This is a genomic window from Nocardioides sp. (assembly GCA_037045645.1).
Lineage (GTDB): Bacteria > Actinomycetota > Actinomycetes > Propionibacteriales > Nocardioidaceae > Nocardioides.
Window position 1 is genome coordinate 386,817 of the sequence record JBAOIH010000001.1, and the last position, 16,311, is coordinate 403,127.

At 67.8% G+C, this 16,311-nt stretch carries 10 protein-coding genes and 1 pseudogene; 9 read left to right on the forward strand and 2 right to left on the reverse strand.

Annotated elements, in window-relative coordinates:
- The first annotated feature begins 3 nt into the window (after nt 1-3).
- A pseudogene (locus tag V9G04_01905) lies at nt 4-3,908 on the forward strand (DNA-directed RNA polymerase subunit beta').
- Nucleotides 3,909-4,117: 209 nt separating this feature from the next.
- Complete coding sequence (locus tag V9G04_01910) at nt 4,118-5,359, forward strand: geranylgeranyl reductase family protein (protein MEI2712062.1); 1,242 nt, start codon at nt 4,118-4,120, stop codon at nt 5,357-5,359.
- A gap of 37 nt (nt 5,360-5,396) precedes the next feature.
- Here V9G04_01910 and V9G04_01915 read toward each other — a convergent pair whose 3' ends face one another.
- Nucleotides 5,397-6,410: an acyltransferase family protein gene (locus V9G04_01915; protein ID MEI2712063.1), complete on the reverse strand. Its 1,014-nt coding sequence runs from the start codon at nt 6,408-6,410 to the stop codon at nt 5,397-5,399.
- A gap of 34 nt (nt 6,411-6,444) precedes the next feature.
- On the opposite strand from V9G04_01915, the gene V9G04_01920 reads away from it, so the two are divergent.
- The 7 genes from V9G04_01920 (at nt 6,445) to V9G04_01950 (ending at nt 14,433) form a co-directional block, all read left to right on the forward strand.
- On the forward strand, nt 6,445-7,323 hold the full coding sequence (locus V9G04_01920; protein ID MEI2712064.1) for an NUDIX domain-containing protein: 879 nt from the start codon (nt 6,445-6,447) through the stop codon (nt 7,321-7,323).
- Nucleotides 7,323-8,597: a hydroxyacid-oxoacid transhydrogenase gene (locus tag V9G04_01925; GenBank protein MEI2712065.1), complete on the forward strand. Its 1,275-nt coding sequence runs from the start codon at nt 7,323-7,325 to the stop codon at nt 8,595-8,597. The genes V9G04_01920 and V9G04_01925 overlap by 1 nt, the downstream gene beginning before the upstream one ends.
- 15 nt (nt 8,598-8,612) lie before the next feature.
- Nucleotides 8,613-11,381 carry an FAD-binding and (Fe-S)-binding domain-containing protein gene (locus tag V9G04_01930; protein MEI2712066.1) on the forward strand — a complete coding sequence of 923 codons (2,769 nt, stop codon included), beginning with the start codon at nt 8,613-8,615 and terminating at the stop codon, nt 11,379-11,381.
- Nucleotides 11,353-11,478 carry a hypothetical protein gene (locus V9G04_01935; GenBank protein ID MEI2712067.1) on the forward strand — a complete coding sequence of 42 codons (126 nt, stop codon included), beginning with the start codon at nt 11,353-11,355 and terminating at the stop codon, nt 11,476-11,478. The genes V9G04_01930 and V9G04_01935 overlap by 29 nt, the downstream gene beginning before the upstream one ends.
- On the forward strand, nt 11,475-12,680 hold the full coding sequence (locus tag V9G04_01940; protein ID MEI2712068.1) for an SAM-dependent methyltransferase: 1,206 nt from the start codon (nt 11,475-11,477) through the stop codon (nt 12,678-12,680). The genes V9G04_01935 and V9G04_01940 overlap by 4 nt, the downstream gene beginning before the upstream one ends.
- Before the next feature lie 13 nt (nt 12,681-12,693).
- Nucleotides 12,694-13,719 carry a hypothetical protein gene (locus tag V9G04_01945; GenBank protein ID MEI2712069.1) on the forward strand — a complete coding sequence of 342 codons (1,026 nt, stop codon included), beginning with the start codon at nt 12,694-12,696 and terminating at the stop codon, nt 13,717-13,719.
- A gap of 108 nt (nt 13,720-13,827) precedes the next feature.
- A complete protein-coding gene (locus V9G04_01950; GenBank protein MEI2712070.1) occupies nt 13,828-14,433 on the forward strand; it encodes a hypothetical protein in 606 nt (201 codons plus the stop codon).
- Nucleotides 14,434-15,124: 691 nt separating this feature from the next.
- Here V9G04_01950 and serC read toward each other — a convergent pair.
- Entirely contained in the window at nt 15,125-16,243 is a 1,119-nt protein-coding gene (gene serC / locus V9G04_01955) for a phosphoserine transaminase (protein ID MEI2712071.1), read from the reverse strand.
- Between the last annotated feature and the right edge of the window lie 68 nt (nt 16,244-16,311).

A 16,311-nucleotide genomic window follows, 5' to 3' on the forward strand; every position in this document is an offset into this window, starting at 1 on the left:
TAAGTGTTGGACGTTAATTTCTTCGACCAGCTTCAGATCGGCCTGGCCACCGCGGAGAGCATCCGCGACTGGTCCCACGGTGAGGTCAAGAAGCCGGAAACCATCAACTACCGCACGCTCAAGCCTGAACGTGACGGTCTCTTCTGCGAGAAGATCTTCGGTCCCACCCGGGACTGGGAGTGCTATTGCGGAAAGTACAAGCGAGTCCGCTTCAAGGGCATCGTGTGCGAGCGCTGTGGCGTCGAGGTGACCCGCTCCAAGGTCCGCCGTGAGCGGATGGGTCACATCGAGCTCGCGGCTCCCGTGACGCACATCTGGTACTTCAAGGGCGTGCCGTCGCGGCTGGGCTACCTGCTCGACCTCGCCCCGAAGGACCTGGAGAAGGTCATCTACTTCGCGGCGTACATGATCACCGCGGTCGACGACGACGCGCGTCACCAGGACCTCTCCTCGTTGGAGAACAAGGTGGGCCTGGAGCGCGAGCGCCTCGAGAAGCGTCGCGATGGTCAGCTCGACGACCGTGCCAAGAAGCTCGAAGAGGACCTCGCGGTCCTCGAGGACGAGGGCGCCAAGGCCGACGCCAAGCGCAAGGTGCGCGACGGTGCCGAGCGTGAGATGAAGCAGGTCCGTGACCGCGCGCAGCGCGAGCTCGACCGTCTCGAGGAGGTCTGGTCGACCTTCAAGAACCTGAAGGTCCAAGACCTGATGGGTGACGAACTGCTCTATCGCGAGATGAAGAACTGGTTCGGCAAGTACTTCGAGGGCCACATGGGCGCCACGGCGATCCAGAAGCGTCTCGAGACCTTCGACATCGAGGCCGAGGTCGAGTCCCTGCGCGAGACCATCGCCACCGGCAAGGGTCAGCGCAAGGTACGCGCCCTCAAGCGCCTCAAGGTCGTCGACGCGTTCCGCAAGACCGACAACTCGCCGCTCGGCATGGTGCTCGACGCCGTCCCGGTCATCCCGCCCGACCTGCGCCCGATGGTGCAGCTCGACGGTGGCCGCTTCGCCACGTCGGACCTCAACGACCTCTACCGCCGCGTGATCAACCGCAACAACCGGTTGAAGCGTCTGCTCGATCTCGGTGCTCCCGAGATCATCGTCAACAACGAGAAGCGGATGCTGCAGGAGGCTGTGGACAGCCTCTTCGACAACGGTCGTCGTGGTCGTCCCGTGACGGGTCCGGGCAACCGGCCGTTGAAGTCGCTGTCCGACATGCTCAAGGGCAAGCAGGGACGCTTCCGTCAGAACCTGCTCGGCAAGCGCGTGGACTACTCGGGCCGTTCGGTCATCGTGTCGGGTCCGCAGCTGAAGCTGCACCAGTGTGGTCTGCCCAAGCAGATGGCACTCGAGCTCTTCAAGCCGTTCGTGATGAAGCGCCTGGTGGACCTGTCGCACGCGCAGAACATCAAGTCCGCCAAGCGGATGGTGGAGCGCGCCAACTCGGGTCTGAGCCGCTATGCGATGGTCTGGGATGTCCTCGAAGAGGTCATCATGGAGCACCCGGTGCTGCTCAACCGCGCACCGACGCTGCACCGCCTCGGCATCCAGGCCTTCGAGCCGCAGTTGATCGAGGGCAAGGCCATCCAGATCCACCCGCTCGTCTGCACGGCCTTCAACGCCGACTTCGACGGTGACCAGATGGCCGTACACCTGCCGCTGTCCGCAGAGGCGCAGGCCGAGGCTCGCATCCTGATGTTGTCGACCAACAACATCTTGAAGCCGTCCGACGGTCGCCCGGTGACGATGCCGACCCAGGACATGATCATCGGTCTGTTCTTCCTGACGACCGAGCGTGGCGAGGTGCGCGACGAGCGCGGCGAGCTTCGTTCGTTCTCGTCCCCGGCCGAGGCGATCATGGCGTTCGACCGCGGCGAGATCACGTTGCAGGACCGGATCCGGATCCGCTTCAACGACATCGTGCCGCCCCTGGATCTCGATCTGGGTGCCGACTGGGAGACCGGTCGCGATATCACCCTGGAGACCACCCTGGGCCGCGCGCTGTTCAACGACACCCTCCCCGCGGACTACCCGTTCGTGAACGAGGAGGTCGGCAAGAAGCGCCTGGGCGCGATCGTCAACGACCTGGCCGAGCGTTACACCAAGGTCGAGGTCGCGGCTTCGCTGGACGCCCTCAAGGACACCGGTTTCCACTGGGCCACGCGCTCGGGTGTCACCGTGTCCATCGACGACGTGGTCACCCCGGCCAACAAGGCCGAGATCCTCGCGTCGTACGAAGTGACGGCCGCCAAGGTGCAGTCGCAGTTCGAGAAGGGCCTGGTCACCGAGGACGAGCGTCGCCAGGAGCTGATGGACATCTGGAACGCCGCGGCCAAGGAGGTCGGGGAGGCGATGGAGGCCAACTTCGATCGCACCAACCCGATCTACATGATGGTCGACTCCGGCGCGTCTGGAAACCTGACGCAGATCCGTCAGGTCGCCGCCATGCGTGGTCTGGTGGCCAACCCGAAGGGCGAGATCATCCCGCGGCCGATCAAGGCCAACTTCCGCGAGGGTCTCTCGGTGCTCGAGTACTTCATCTCGACGCACGGTGCTCGCAAGGGTCTGGCTGACACGGCGCTTCGTACGGCCGACTCCGGCTACCTCACGCGTCGTCTCGTCGACGTGTCGCAAGACGTCATCATCCGTGAGGACGACTGTGGCACCGAGCGGGGCCTGATGAAGGTCATCGGCGTCAAGGGTGAGGACGGGGTCGTACGTCGCGACGACCACGCCGAGACCAGTGCGTACGCGCGCAGTGCCGCAGTCGAGGTGCTCGACCCGGAAAGCGGCGACGTGCTCGCCGCGGCCGGTGAGGACCTCGGCGACGTCAAGATCGGTGAGCTCGTCGCGGCCGGGATCGAGCAGGTCTCGGTCCGATCGGTGCTGACCTGTGACGCCAAGACCGGCACGTGCGCGAAGTGCTATGGCCGTTCGCTGGCCACCGGCAAGCTCGTGGACATCGGTGAGGCGGTCGGCATCATCGCGGCGCAGTCGATCGGTGAGCCCGGCACGCAGCTGACGATGCGTACGTTCCACACCGGTGGTGTGGCCGTCCGCGGATGACATCACGCAGGGTCTGCCCCGTGTGGTCGAGCTCTTCGAGGCGCGCAGCCCCAAGGGTCTGTCGCCGATCTCGGAGCACTCGGGTCGCGTGCAGATCGAGGACACCGACAAGTCGCGCAAGGTGCTCGTCACTCCGGACGACGGCTCGGAGGTCGCGGAGTACGCCGTCTCGAAGCGGTCGCGTCTGCTGGTGCACGACGGCGACCACATCGAGGTCGGTCAGCAGTTGGTGGTCGGTACGCCCGACCCCAAGGAGGTGCTGCGCATCCTCGGTGTCCGCAAGGCCCAGCAGCACCTGGTCGACGAGGTGCAGGCCGTGTACCGCTCGCAGGGCGTGTCGATCCACGACAAGCACATCGAGATCATCGTGCGCCAGATGCTGCGTCGCGTGACCGTGATCGAGTCCGGTGACACCAACCTGTTGCCGTCGGACCTGGTCGACCGGGCGATCTTCGAGACCGAGAACCGTCGCGTGGTCTCCGAGGGCGGCAAGCCGGCCTCGGGTCGTGCCGAGCTGATGGGCATCACCAAGGCGTCGCTGGCCACCGAGTCGTGGCTCTCCGCGGCCTCCTTCCAGGAGACCACGCGAGTGCTCACCGACGCGGCGATCCACGGCGCGCTCCGACAGCCTCCTGGGTCTGAAGGAGAACGTGATCATCGGCAAGCTGATCCCGGCCGGCACCGGCCTGGAGCGCTACCGCAACATTCGGGTCGAGCCCACCGAGGAGGCGCGCGCCGCGGCGTACGCCGTCACGGGGTATGACAACTTCGACTACGAGTACGGCAACCAGGCTCAGGCCGTGGCGCTGGACGACTTCGACTTCGGGTCGTACCAGGGCTGATACCTGCATGAAGGACCCGGTCCCCGTGGGGCCGGGTCCTTCCGCATTTGCCCCGGCCAGCGTGGCGTCAGAGTCCCCGGCTGGCCGGGGACTCTCACGGTGTGTAACCGATGCATTGGTTACTAACCCGGAAAGTCACCGGTCAGCCGGGGACTCCCATCCGAGGCCGGAGATTGGGTACGCCGTGCCGCGGCTGAGACAATTGAGGAGTGAACCCTGCTCCGACCAAGACTGACGTCCTCGTCGTGGGCGCTGGCCCGGCCGGGTCCGCGGCCGCCGCCTGGTGTGCCCGGCACGGTCTCGATGTCGTGCTGGCCGACGCAGCGGTCTTTCCTCGCGACAAGACCTGTGGCGATGGACTGACCCCCCGCGCGATCGGAGAACTCGGGCGACTCGGGCTGACCGACTGGGTGCGCGCGCACACGGTCAACCAAGGATTGCGCGCCCACGGCTTCGGCCAGAAGTTGCTGCTGCCTTGGCCCCAGGTCGAGGGCTTGCCTGACTGGGGCTCCGCGGTGCCGAGGCTCGAACTCGACGACCACCTTCGTACGACCGCTCTCAAGGCTGGCGCGATCGGCGTCGACGGTGCTCGCGCGGTCGACGCACGCCTAGTTGACGGTCGGGTCGCCGCCGTGATCTTCAAGGGTGCGGACGGCACTTTCGAGATCGAGTGCGAGCGGCTGATCGTGGCAGACGGCGTACGGTCTCCGCTCGGCAAGGTGCTCGGCCGCGAGTGGCATCGCGACACGGTGTACGCCGTGGCGGGGCGGTCGTACGTCGACTCCACGATGAGCGACGACCCGTGGATCTCCTCGCACCTGGAGTTGCGCGGTGAAGAGGGGCAGATCCTGTCCGGGTATGGCTGGGTCTTCCCGCTCGGGGACGGTTCGGTGAACCTGGGCGCAGGCGCGCTCGCGACGTCGAAGCGTCCGCCGGATTTCGCGGTCAAGCCATTGATGCAGGTGTACGCCGACACGATCGGCGCGGACTTCGGCCTCTCCGGGGAGTTGCGCCGGCCCACCTCGGCGCTGCTGCCGATGGGCGGCGCGGTGAGCAACGTGGCAGGCCCCAACTGGGCGCTGATCGGCGATGCCGCCGCCTGCATCAACCCGCTCAACGGTGAGGGCATCGACTACGGCCTCGAAGGCGGCCGGCTGGTCGCGGAGATGCTGGTGGCCGGAGATGACCTGGCCGCCGCGTGGCCGACGCTGCTGACCGAGCATTATGGCGAGGCGTTCTCCATCGCGCGCCGCCTGGCGGGTGTGTTCGTCGTACCCAAGATCCTGACGGCCCTCGGGCCGGTGGGGATGCGCAGCGACTGGCTGATGACGCTGGCGCTGAGGTGGATGGGCAATCTGGTCACCGACGAGGACCGCGATCGCGCGGCTCGGGTGTGGCGGTGGGCCGGGCGTCGTTCGGTGGCGCTCGACGCGCGTCCTCCGTTCAGCTGAGACGGCGGGCCCAACTCAACAGGCAGGGAGGCCCAACTCAACTTGCGGCGAGGGCCCGCTTGGCCTTCTGGGCCGCGCCCACCGGATCGACCAGGTAGTTGAGCCGCCTGGCCAGCGGCGGCCAGCCGAGCAGCAGGCCGAGACCGATCGCGAGGGCGACGGTGACGAGCAGTTGCGCTACCCCGGTCAGGGGCACCTTCTCGGCCCAGCCCCAACCCGCGAGCCAGCGGATCACGAAGCCGTGCAGCAGATAGACCACGATCGTGTACGCCCCCATCGGTGCCAAGAAGGTCCAGCGGCGCGGGATCAGCGCCAGGGCCGACAAGGCGCCGCACAGGCCGATCACGATCAGACAGAACTGCAACACCATCCCGGTCGTGGGGTCGACGTCGAGCATTTCGAAGGAGTCGCGAAAGAACATCCACGACGTGGACCAATAGCGATCGGTGCGCGGCACGATCCACAACGCCAAGAACGCGAAGAAGGCGATCGCGGGGACCCTCGACCATGGGCTGCGCAACCAGCCCATCTCACGCGCGCCCAGATGCAGGCCGATCGTGAAGAACGGCAGGAAGCCGATCGTACGGTTGATGTCGAAGAGTTCGACGCTCCAATGGCCGCCGGTGACACTGGCGGCGATCGCGATCAGGATCATCGCGGGGTGCGAGCGCAGCAGGGGCGTCAGGAGCCGCCACATGATCATCGCGCACAGGTACCACATCGGCCAGCGCGGGTTGAGCCAGATCGAGTCGAACCCGGCGACCTCGTGAGTCACGTGGATCCGCCACATCGCCATCAGCCAGGAGAAGATCACGTACGGCACCACGAACATCGTGACCAGTTGGGTCAGGTGCTTGCGGTCATAGCGGAATCCGCGAGAGAGGTAGCCGCTGACCAGCACGAATGCGGGCATGTGCCAGTAGTAGATGAAGTCGTAGAGCCGGTTGCGCTCCTCCTGTGCGGGCAACAGCACCAGCGAGTGACCGACCACGACGAGCACGACCAACACGGTTTTGGCGTTGTCGAGCCAAGGGTCCCGAGACTTCGTCACCGGGTGACCCTAACGGCGCGTTAGGTTTGGTGTCATGGCGCGTTTCCCGGAGTTCAGAAGAGTTGGGGCCTACGCCATCATCATTCGCGACGACAAGATCCTCCTGAGCCGATTGGCCCGCCGGATCGTGCGTGACGAGTTGTGGACGCTGCCCGGTGGCGGGGTCGACCACGGCGAGGATCCGACTAAGGGTGTCGTACGCGAGGTCGAGGAGGAGACCGGACTGCGAGCACACATCGATCCGCGTGCTCGCGTCTATTCGGGTCACTATCCCGCGATGCGCCGCGATGGCAAGAAGTGGGACTACCAGGCACTGCGGATCGTGTACGAGGGCTGGGTCGCTCCGGACTCGCCCGAGCCTCGGGTCGTCGAGGTCGATGGCTCGACGGTCGAGGCACGCTGGGTGCCGATCGACGACCTGCTCGCGGAGAAGGTCACTCTGGTGCCGTGGGTGGCTGAGGTGTTGGCCGACTACGAGCCTGCGCGCAGGCAGCGGATCGCTGCGTACGCCCGGATCGTGCGCGACGACTCGATTCTGCTGACGCGACTGTCCGAGCGCGGAGTCTTCCCCGGCTCGTGGACGCTGCCAGGGGGAGGGGTCGATCACGGTGAGCCGCCCGCCGTCTCGCTGGCGCGCGAGATCGGCGAGGAGTGTGGGGTCACCGCCGTGGTGGGTCGGTTGCTCGATGTCCACGACGCGCAATATCGCGCGAACGCGCCGACGGGACGCTTCGAGGACTTTCACGGCATCCACCTGCTCTTCGAAGCCAGCGTCCCGCCGGAAGCCGAGCCGTGTGTGGTGGAGCAGCACGGCACCACGGACGCTGTCGCGTGGCTGCCCATCGCCGAGGTCCGCGACGGGCGCGTCGAGGCGCTCGACGTGGTGCGGCATGCCCTGGAATTGGAGGTCTGATGGAAACCGTATTCACCTACGCCTCGCCCGCGCTGAAGTTCGGACCTGGCGCGAGTGCCGAGATCGGGTATGACCTCGCGTTGGCAGGCGTACGCAGGGTCCTGCTCGTCACCGATCCGGGGGTGGCGGCAGCGGGTCCTGCGACCACGGTCGCGCAGCAACTGCGAGCCGGTGGGCCAGATGGCGCGTGGCCGGGCATCGAGGTGGTCGTCTTCGACAGGGCACGGGTCGAACCCACCGACGAGTCGATGAACGAGGCGATCGCGTTCGGCCGCGACCAGATGCCGTTCCAGGCGATCGTCGCGGTGGGCGGTGGCTCGGCGATCGACACAGCCAAGGCGGTCAATCTGCTGGTCACCAACGACGGCGACCTGATGGACTACCTGAACGCTCCCGTCGGGAGAGCTCAGGCTCCCACCAAGGCGTTGTTGCCGCTGGTGGCGGTGCCGACGACCACGGGCACCGGCAGCGAGAGCACCACGATCTGCGTCCTCGACGTGCTGGCGCTGCGGGTGAAGACCGGCATCTCCCATGGGGCATTGCGCCCGACCCGAGCGGTCGTCGATCCGCTGCTGACGCTGACCCAGCCTGCGCTCGTGACGGCCTCCTGCGGCCTGGACATCTTGTGCCATGCGGTGGAGAGCTACACGGCGAGGTGGTACGCCGACATGGCAGCCAAGCCGCCCCAGCAGCGGGTGCCCTACTGCGGCTCGAACCCGATCTCGGACGTCTGGTCGGAGAAGGCGATGGCGCTGCTCGCCGCGTCGTTCCGCCAGGCCGTACGGCACGGTGACGACGCGGTGGCGCGCGAGCAGATGGCGCTCGCGGCCACCTTCGCCGGTCTCGGGTTCGGCAATGCGGGCGTGCACATCCCGCACGCCTGCGCGTATCCGATCGCCGGACAGGTGCGTGACTATCGACCCGAGGGGTACCCACAGGACGAGCCGCTCGTGCCGCACGGCATGGCCGTCTCACTGACCGCACCGGCCGCGTTCGCCGCGACGTACGACGCGGCGCCCGAACGCCACGAGACCGCCGCCCGACTGCTCGGCGGCACCGGGGTAGGTCGAGACGCGCTGCCGGGCGCCATCGCCGAGATCATGCGCGATGTCGCGATGCCGTCGGGGTTGGCCGAGGTCGGGTTCACCCAAGCCGATCTGCCGGATCTCGTCGCGGGTGCGCTCAAACAGCAACGGCTGCTGGCCACCGCGCCCGTCGACGTCACCGAGCAGACGTTGCACGACGTGTTCGCTGCCTCCTACGAGAACTGGTAGTCGACGTTGGATCTGGTGGCGGCGCTGCGACGCGAGGGCGTACGCGAGGTGTCGGACTCGGTGCTCGACCGGGCCCTTTTCGCCTCCGATGCCTCGCTCTATCGGGTCGAGCCACGGGCGGTGGTCCGGGCGCGACACCGCGACGACGTGCTGGCAGCGCTGAACGTCGCGCGTGAGCGGGGTGTGCCGTTGACGATGCGGGGCGCGGGCACCTCGATCGCCGGGAATGCGATCGGTCCGGGGATCATCGTGGACACGCGCGGACTCGACCGGATCGTCTCGCTCGATCCCGACTCGCGTACTGCCGTCGTGGAGCCAGGGGTCGTGCAGGCGTCGTTGCAGCAGGTGGCGGCCGCGGCGGGACTGCGTTTCGGGCCCGACCCCAGCACGCACACGCGTTGCACGATCGGCGGGATGATCGGCAACAACGCCTGCGGCTCGCGCGCCCTGGGATATGGGCGTACGTCCGACAACGTCGAGGCGCTCACCGTGGCCTTCGGCAACGGGGAGACCGGTCGGCTCGGTCCCGGCACCTCTGGCCCCACGTCGCAAGCGCTGCGTGATCTCGTGGCGGGCGAGTTGGGACACGTACGCACGAACTTCGGGCGGTTCTCCCGACAGGTCAGCGGCTATTCGCTGGAGCACCTGTTGCCCGAGCTGGGCGGGCGGGTGGAGCGGCTGCTGGTGGGTTCGGAGGGGACGCTCGGCGTGGTGCTGGACGCGACCGTACGCCTGGTGGCCGAGCCCGCTGCCCGGCTGATGGTCGTGCTCGGTTATCCGTCGATGGCCGAGGCGGCCGATGACGTGCCGGCCCTGCTGTCGGCAGCGCCGCTGGTCGCCTGCGAGGGACTGGACTCGCGCCTGACCCGCCTGGTGCGCCACGCCCCGGACCTGCCGCGTGGTGCTGGCTGGTTGCTGTGCGAGGTGGTGGGGGAGGCCGCCGCCGAGGCCACCGCGCACGCCCAGCGACTGATCACCGGAGCGAGCTGCCTGGAGGGGCGGATCGTCCCCGATCCCGTCGAGGCGGCGGCCCTGTGGCGGATCCGGGAGGACGGCGCCGGGCTCGCTGCGGTCGCGCTGGACCGACCGGCGTACGCCGGCTGGGAGGACGCCGCCGTACCACCCGAGCGGCTCGGCGACTGGCTGCGCGACTTCGACGCGATGCTGGCCGAGTTCGGGCTGAGCACCGTGCCGTACGGGCACTTCGGTGACGGCTGCGTACATGCCCGCATCGACTTCGAACTCGGACGCGAAGGTGCGCTGCGAGAGTTCCTGATCGAAGCCGCGACTCGGCTGCGGGCGTACGGCGGTTCGCTGTCCGGGGAGCACGGCGACGGTCGGGCCCGCTCGGAACTCCTCCCGCTGATGTACGACGCGGCGTCGCTCGACCTCTTCGCGCGGGTCAAACGCGTCTGCGATCCGGCCGACGTGCTGAACCCAGGGGTGCTGGTGTCTCCGGCGCCGCTCGACGCCGACCTTCGCAAGGTTCCGGACGGCTCGGATCGGGGTCGAGCCCACCTGAGACTGGCACACGACCAGGGCTCGCTCGCCGAGGCGGTGCATCGCTGCACGGGGGTTGGCCGTTGCGTCGCGGCAACCGCATCCGGCGTGATGTGTCCGTCGTTCCAGGCCACGCGAGACGAGAAGGACTCCACGCGCGGCCGAGCCCGGGTGCTGCAGGAGGCGCTCGACGGCCGACTCGTACGTGGCCTCGACGACCCGGCCGTCGACGAGGCGCTCGATCTGTGCCTGGCCTGCAAGGGGTGCGCGTCGGACTGCCCGACCGGAGTGGACATGGCGACCTACAAGTCCGAGGTGCTGTCGCGGCGCTATCAGGGCAAACGTCGACCGTTGTCGCATTACACGCTCGGCCGACTGCCTGCGTTCGTACGCCTGGCGCCGGCCGCGCGCGGACGATCCTGGCTCGCACGGGTGATGGGAAGCGGCCCGGGCGCGGCGTTGGCGCGCCGCCTCGCGGGAGCCGATCCCAGACGCTCACTGCCCGCGCTCGCGCCGACGACTCTGCGCGCTTCCTCCCGCCCCGCTCACCAGGTGTGTGCAGAGGACAAGGAGGTCGACGTGTGGCTGTGGGCCGACACCTTCACCGACCACTTCCACCCGGCGGCAGGCAGAGCAGCGCTGGCCCTGCTGGAGCACTGGGGCCTGAACGCCCAGGTGATCACCCAGGACGCCTGCTGTGGCTTGACCTGGATCACCACCGGGCAGATCGACGCCGCACGGGAGCAGATGACCGCGCTGGTCGAGACCCTGACGCCGTACGCCACCAAGCCGATCCTGGTGCTGGAACCCTCGTGCCTGGCCACCGTGCGCGGCGACCTCGCCGAGTTGGTGGACGATCCTGGCGACGTGGCCGCTTCGATGACGACGTTGGCCGAATTGATCGAGCGACTGGGTCTGGGGGTGCCCGACCTGACCGGCACCTCGGTAGTCGCCCAGCCACACTGCCACCACCACGCGGTGCTCGGGTGGGAGGCCGATCGTCGAGTGCTGACGAAGGCGGGAGCCGACCTCACCGCGGTGGGCGGCTGCTGCGGCCTCGCGGGCAACTTCGGGATGGAGGTCGGCCACTACGACCTCTCGGTCGCCGTCGCCGAGACCCAGTTGCTGCCCGCGTTGAGGGCTGCGCCCGACGCGGTCGTGTTGGCCGACGGGCTGTCGTGTCGACACCAGGTCGCGGACCTGACCGGACGCTCGGCCCGGCATCTGGCGGAACTGTTGGCGGCGGCGCTCGGCGATGACTCGCGTACGGGCGCCCGCGGTTAGGCTCGTCGGTGTGAATCCGCGGCACCGACGACTGATCATCCCCGTGTCGCTGGCCGCGATCTTGCTGATCGTCCTGCTCGCTGCGGTGCTCAAGTGAGCGTGCCGCTCCCAGACGCGCTGGAAAGGGTCCGAGCCGCGCTCGTCGACACCGACACGCTCGTCAAGGCAGTCCTGTCCGGAAGGCGCCGAGGCGAACAGCCTCCGTGGCGGCGCGTGGAGCTGCGCTGGGTCGACCTCAAGTCCGGTCGGCACCTGCAACTGGTCGCCTACGACGAGACTCAGGCGCACACCAGCAACCATGCGATCGGCGACGACGCCGCCGCGGCTGTGGCGTCGATGCTCGCCGAGCCGTTCGGGAACTGGCATGTCGAATCCGCCACCGAGACGCTGCAGGTGCGAGTGACCAAGCGTGGTGAGGCGCTGGTCCACAGCAGCCGTCGCGAGGCGGCGACGGAGGTCACGCGCAGTCACGACCGGGTGAAGGGTCGGGTCTTCGCCGAAGACGATCCGGTGTTGATCGCGCTCGGCATCTCGACCGCCGAAGGACGCGTGAAGCCGACCCGACGCGCCAAATACCGCCAGGTCGAGGAGTTCGTACGCCACCTCGACGCCACCGTGACCGAAGCGCTGGCCAGTGCCAGGCTTCGCGCACCCACGGCCGAACAGCCACTGCGGATCGTTGACCTGGGCTGCGGCAACGCGTACCTGACCTTCGCCGCACAACGCCACCTGACGGCACGTGGACTGCCCGTCGCCCTCACCGGCGTCGACGTCAAGGAGCAGTCGCGCGAGCACAACTCGGCTGTGGCAGCACAGCTGGGCATCGAGGCGGAATTCGTCGTCGGCACCATCGGGGAGGCCCGACTCGACCCGGCTCCGGAGGTCGTACTCGCCCTGCACGCCTGCGACACCGCCACCGACGACGCCCTGGCCCGCGCGATCGGCTGGCGGGCGCCGGTGATCTTGGCGGCACCGTGTTGCCACCACGACATCGCGGCCCAACTGCGACGCTCACCCACACCCGCGCCGTACGCCCAACTCACCCGGCACGGCATCCTGCGCGAACGCCTCGCAGACACGCTCACCGACGGGGTCCGTGCGACGTTGCTGCGACTGCATGGGTATCGCGTCGATGTGGTGGAGTTCGTGGGCAGCGAGCACACGCCACGCAACACCCTGCTGCGCGCCGTGCGTACCGACGCCACCCGCGACGAGACTCTGCGTCAGGAGTACGCCGAACTGGTCGCGACCTGGGCCATCTCCCCGCGCCTGGGCGTGCTGCTCGATGCGTCGCCGTAGTCTCGCGCTGCAGGTGAGCGCAGCGCTGCTGGGTGCGTCTTTTCTGGGCGCCTCTTTTCTGGGCGCACCGGCCGCCGCCGCCGCTCCCGACCAGGCGAGGTCACGGGTGGTGTGCACGATCAAGGACGACGACATCACCGAGTCGAGTGGTCTGGTCGCGCTGTCTGAGGGCGGCTTCGTGACCACCAACGACTCGGGCGATCGGTCCCGGATCTTCGTCCTCGACCAGGACTGCGAGGTGACGGACGAGATCGAGTGGGCCGACGACGATCCGCGAGACGTCGAGGCGCTGGCACCTGATGGCGACGATGCGGTCTGGGTCGGGGACATCGGCGACAACCTCGCGCGCCGCGACAGTGTCCGGCTGAGTCGGGTCCCCCTCGACGGTGGGGATGTGGAGTCGTACGACCTGCGCTTTCCCGACCACGCGCGCAACGCCGAGGCCCTGCTGGCCGTGCCCGGGTCGGGTCGCCTGCTGCTGATCTCCAAAGAGGTCTTCGGCGGCTCGGTCTTCGGCGCACCTGGGGAGTTGGGCGCGGACAGCCGTTGGGAGTTGCTGGGTCAGGTGCCGGGATTCGTCACCGATGCGGCGTTCTTCCCTGATGGCGAGCACCTTCTCGTACGCGGGTACGCAGACGCGACCGTGCTGACCTGGCCAGAGCTCGACGTGGTGGGCGAGACGTTCGCGCTGCCCCCGCAACCCCAGGGCGAGGCGGTCGCGATCGATGCAGCCGGCCGGATCTTCCTGACCTCAGAAGGCAAGAACGAACCGTTGCTGGAGATCGAGTTGCCCGCCGAGATCGCCAGTGCGCTCGTGGCTGCGACACCCAGCAGCACTGCGCCACTGGGCACAACTGCGACACCGGGCACAACTGCGACACCCGGCTCAACCCCGGGCTCAACACCGGGCTCAACCCCGGGCACCCCTGACGAATTCGAGGCGCCGAGCCAGCCGCGCGACCCGATCCCATGGGTGCTGGGCGGTGTGATTGCGGTGCTGGCGGGCGTGATCTTGGTGCGCGCACTGCGTCCGCGCTGACGTCGGGCGTACGAGAAGCCTCGCAGTTCTCCACTCGGCGGCAAGGCAACTCAACTGCTGCTCGCTGACGTGTGGGTAGGTACCCGACCCGATCGAAAGGACCCTGCGATGAAGCCCTTGCTGCTGACAGTGTTGCTGACCTTGACCCTGGCTGCCCCGGCCGCGGCGGCGCGCGACCGGCTGGAGGTCGCCAATGTGATCGGCGATCCGAGTCTCCAGGCGTTGGGGGTGAGGGGTCTCCACACGGTCGAGGTCGGGCCCGGTGACGGTCCCCGGGTGGTGTGTCAGCGCCGCGGCCTGGCGAGCCTGCCCGGAGCCCAACGAGCGTTCTTCAGCAACATCTCCACCGAGCCGGACGGCTCGGGCGCCAGCGTGCGCGAGGCGGTCGTCGAGCTCGGCACCCATGCGCAGACGCGGTCTGTCCGGCAACTGCTGGTGCGTCGCTGGGCAGCGGGCTGCACCAGTTGGGAGGGCAAGACCAACTTGTGGGGACCCAAACTGGAGCGGCGCCGGGACCTGGCGCTGACCCGCGGCAAGGCCACCGTGTGGCACGTCGGCGGCACCGATCACCAGGCCGGGACCGTGAACGGCTGGTTCGCCGTGATCAAGGTCGGGCGTCGAGTCGCGATGCTGCACTCGTTCGTGCCGCAGTTCACCAAGCGGCGCCGCGCCGACGCACTCGTACGCCGTGCCGCGACCGTGCTGGGCCGCTGACGCGCAACAGGCGCTGCCGTGGGGACTGCGTTGGTCAGCCGACTGCCAGTGTGGAATTGGTGAACTCGATCCAGTCCATTTTCTCGGATTCCCTCAGACTCTGCCCTCGCGGCGCTGTAGCGAGTGATGGCGCCGCCCAGGGGGTGGGCTGGCTGATCACGCAGGACCACGGTATGGAAACGGTCAGACTGCCACCGATGCCCCGAACCAGCCGCGATGAAGCTCCCTTGCATGAGACTCGCTCGAGAGAGTCATATCCACTGAAGTACTTCGCGACCGAAATTTTCGGTCCGCGCTGAGTGAACGTGACTTTGGCTCGCAACACAAAGCCGCCCGGATCGAATGGCCAGACGGCATCCATGTAATAGTCGACCCTCCTCGTGGCGCGCTTGAGATTCATTCGAAAGGTTAGGGCTGAGGGGGTATTGGAGACGCTCGCCGAAGTGATGTTGTAGCGGGGGGCCATCTCCCACACATCCGACGTGTCCTTCCCGCGGACTGACTCTGCGGACGACGGGGCGGCTAGCACCAGCGTGCACGCAATAGCAAGGGCCACCGAAACAAGGGTGCTGGACCTACGAGTCAGTGCGGGCATGGCGTTCCTTCTACGTGGTCGCTGGGTTGAGAGGTGCGAGGACCACGTATTCCGGTCTGAGAAAGTACGCGCGTCCAGATCGCCGGTCAGCATTGCTCAGCGGTTTTCGACGACCCAGTCGATGCTGCGGGTCAACGCCTCGACGTCGAGTGCATCGATCGCGGGATACATCGCGATCCGCAACTGATTGCGACCGAGCTTGCGGTAGGGCTCGGTGTCGACGATCCCGTTGGCGCGCAGCGTCGCCGCGATCTCGTCGGCGTTGATCGACTCGTCGAAGTCGATCGTGCCGATCACCAGGGAGCGGTGGCTGGGGTCCGCGACATAGGGGGTCGTGAAGGAGGTGCGCTCGGCCCAGCCGTAGAGCGCGTCGGACGAGGCGGACGTACGCTCCACCATCCCGGCCAGCCCACCATGGGCGTTCATCCAGTCGAGTTGCTCGGCCATCAAGAAGAGCGTGGCGACTGACGGGGTGTTGTAGGTCTGGTTCTTGCTCGAGTTGTCGATCGCCGTCGGCAGGTCGAAGAACGGCGGGACATAGCGGTCGCTGGCGGCGATCTGCGCGGCGCGCTCCAGCGCGGCCGGCGACATCAGCGCGATCCACAGGCCGCCGTCGGAGGCGAAGCACTTTTGCGGCGCGAAGTAGTAGACGTCGGTCTGAGTAAGGTCGACCGGCAGACCACCAGCCCCCGAAGTGGCGTCGATCAGGACGAGCGCGTCGTCGGCGTCGGTGCCGTCGGGGCGTACGACTGGCGCCATCACCGCGGTCGACGTCTCGTTGTGCGCCCAGGCGTACGCGTCCACGCCCTCCTCCCGCACAGCGTCGGGCCGCGAACCGGGCTCGGACTTGATGATGGACGGCGCCGCCAGCCACGGGGCGGCAGTGACCGAGGCGGCGAACTTTGAGGAGAACTCACCGAAGGCCAGGTGTTGGGACTTCTCCCGGACCAGGCCGAAGGCGGCGATGTCCCAGAACGCGGTCGCGCCACCGTTGCCGAGCACCACCTGGTAGCCGTCGGGCAGGTCGAACAAGGAGGTGAGCCCCTCGATAACGCGGCCCACGGTCTTCTTGACCGGGGCTTGGCGGTGCGAGGTGCCCATCAGGTCGCGACCGGTGGCGGCCAGTGCGGCCAGGTGAGTCGGGTCGATCTTCGAGGGACCGGCGCCGAAGCGGCCGTCCACGGGGAGAAGTTCGGAGGGAATCTGCAGCGTCATGAGGAGTCCTTCGCGTGTCGCGGATCTGGCGGGCCGACGACGCTGTCAGCGCGGCTCTATTCTGGCAG

Bases quoted from the DNA above. Each gene is read 5' to 3' on its own strand.
- serC (MEI2712071.1), bottom strand. From the start codon at position 16,243: ATGACGCTGCAGATTCCCTCCGAACTTCTCCCCGTGGACGGCCGCTTC.
- V9G04_01950 (MEI2712070.1), top strand. From the start codon at position 13,828: ATGAAGCCCTTGCTGCTGACAGTGTTGCTGACCTTGACCCTGGCTGCC.
- V9G04_01935 (MEI2712067.1), top strand. From the start codon at position 11,353: ATGACTCGCGTACGGGCGCCCGCGGTTAGGCTCGTCGGTGTGAATCCG.
- V9G04_01920 (MEI2712064.1), top strand. From the start codon at position 6,445: ATGGCGCGTTTCCCGGAGTTCAGAAGAGTTGGGGCCTACGCCATCATC.
- V9G04_01925 (MEI2712065.1), top strand. From the start codon at position 7,323: ATGGAAACCGTATTCACCTACGCCTCGCCCGCGCTGAAGTTCGGACCT.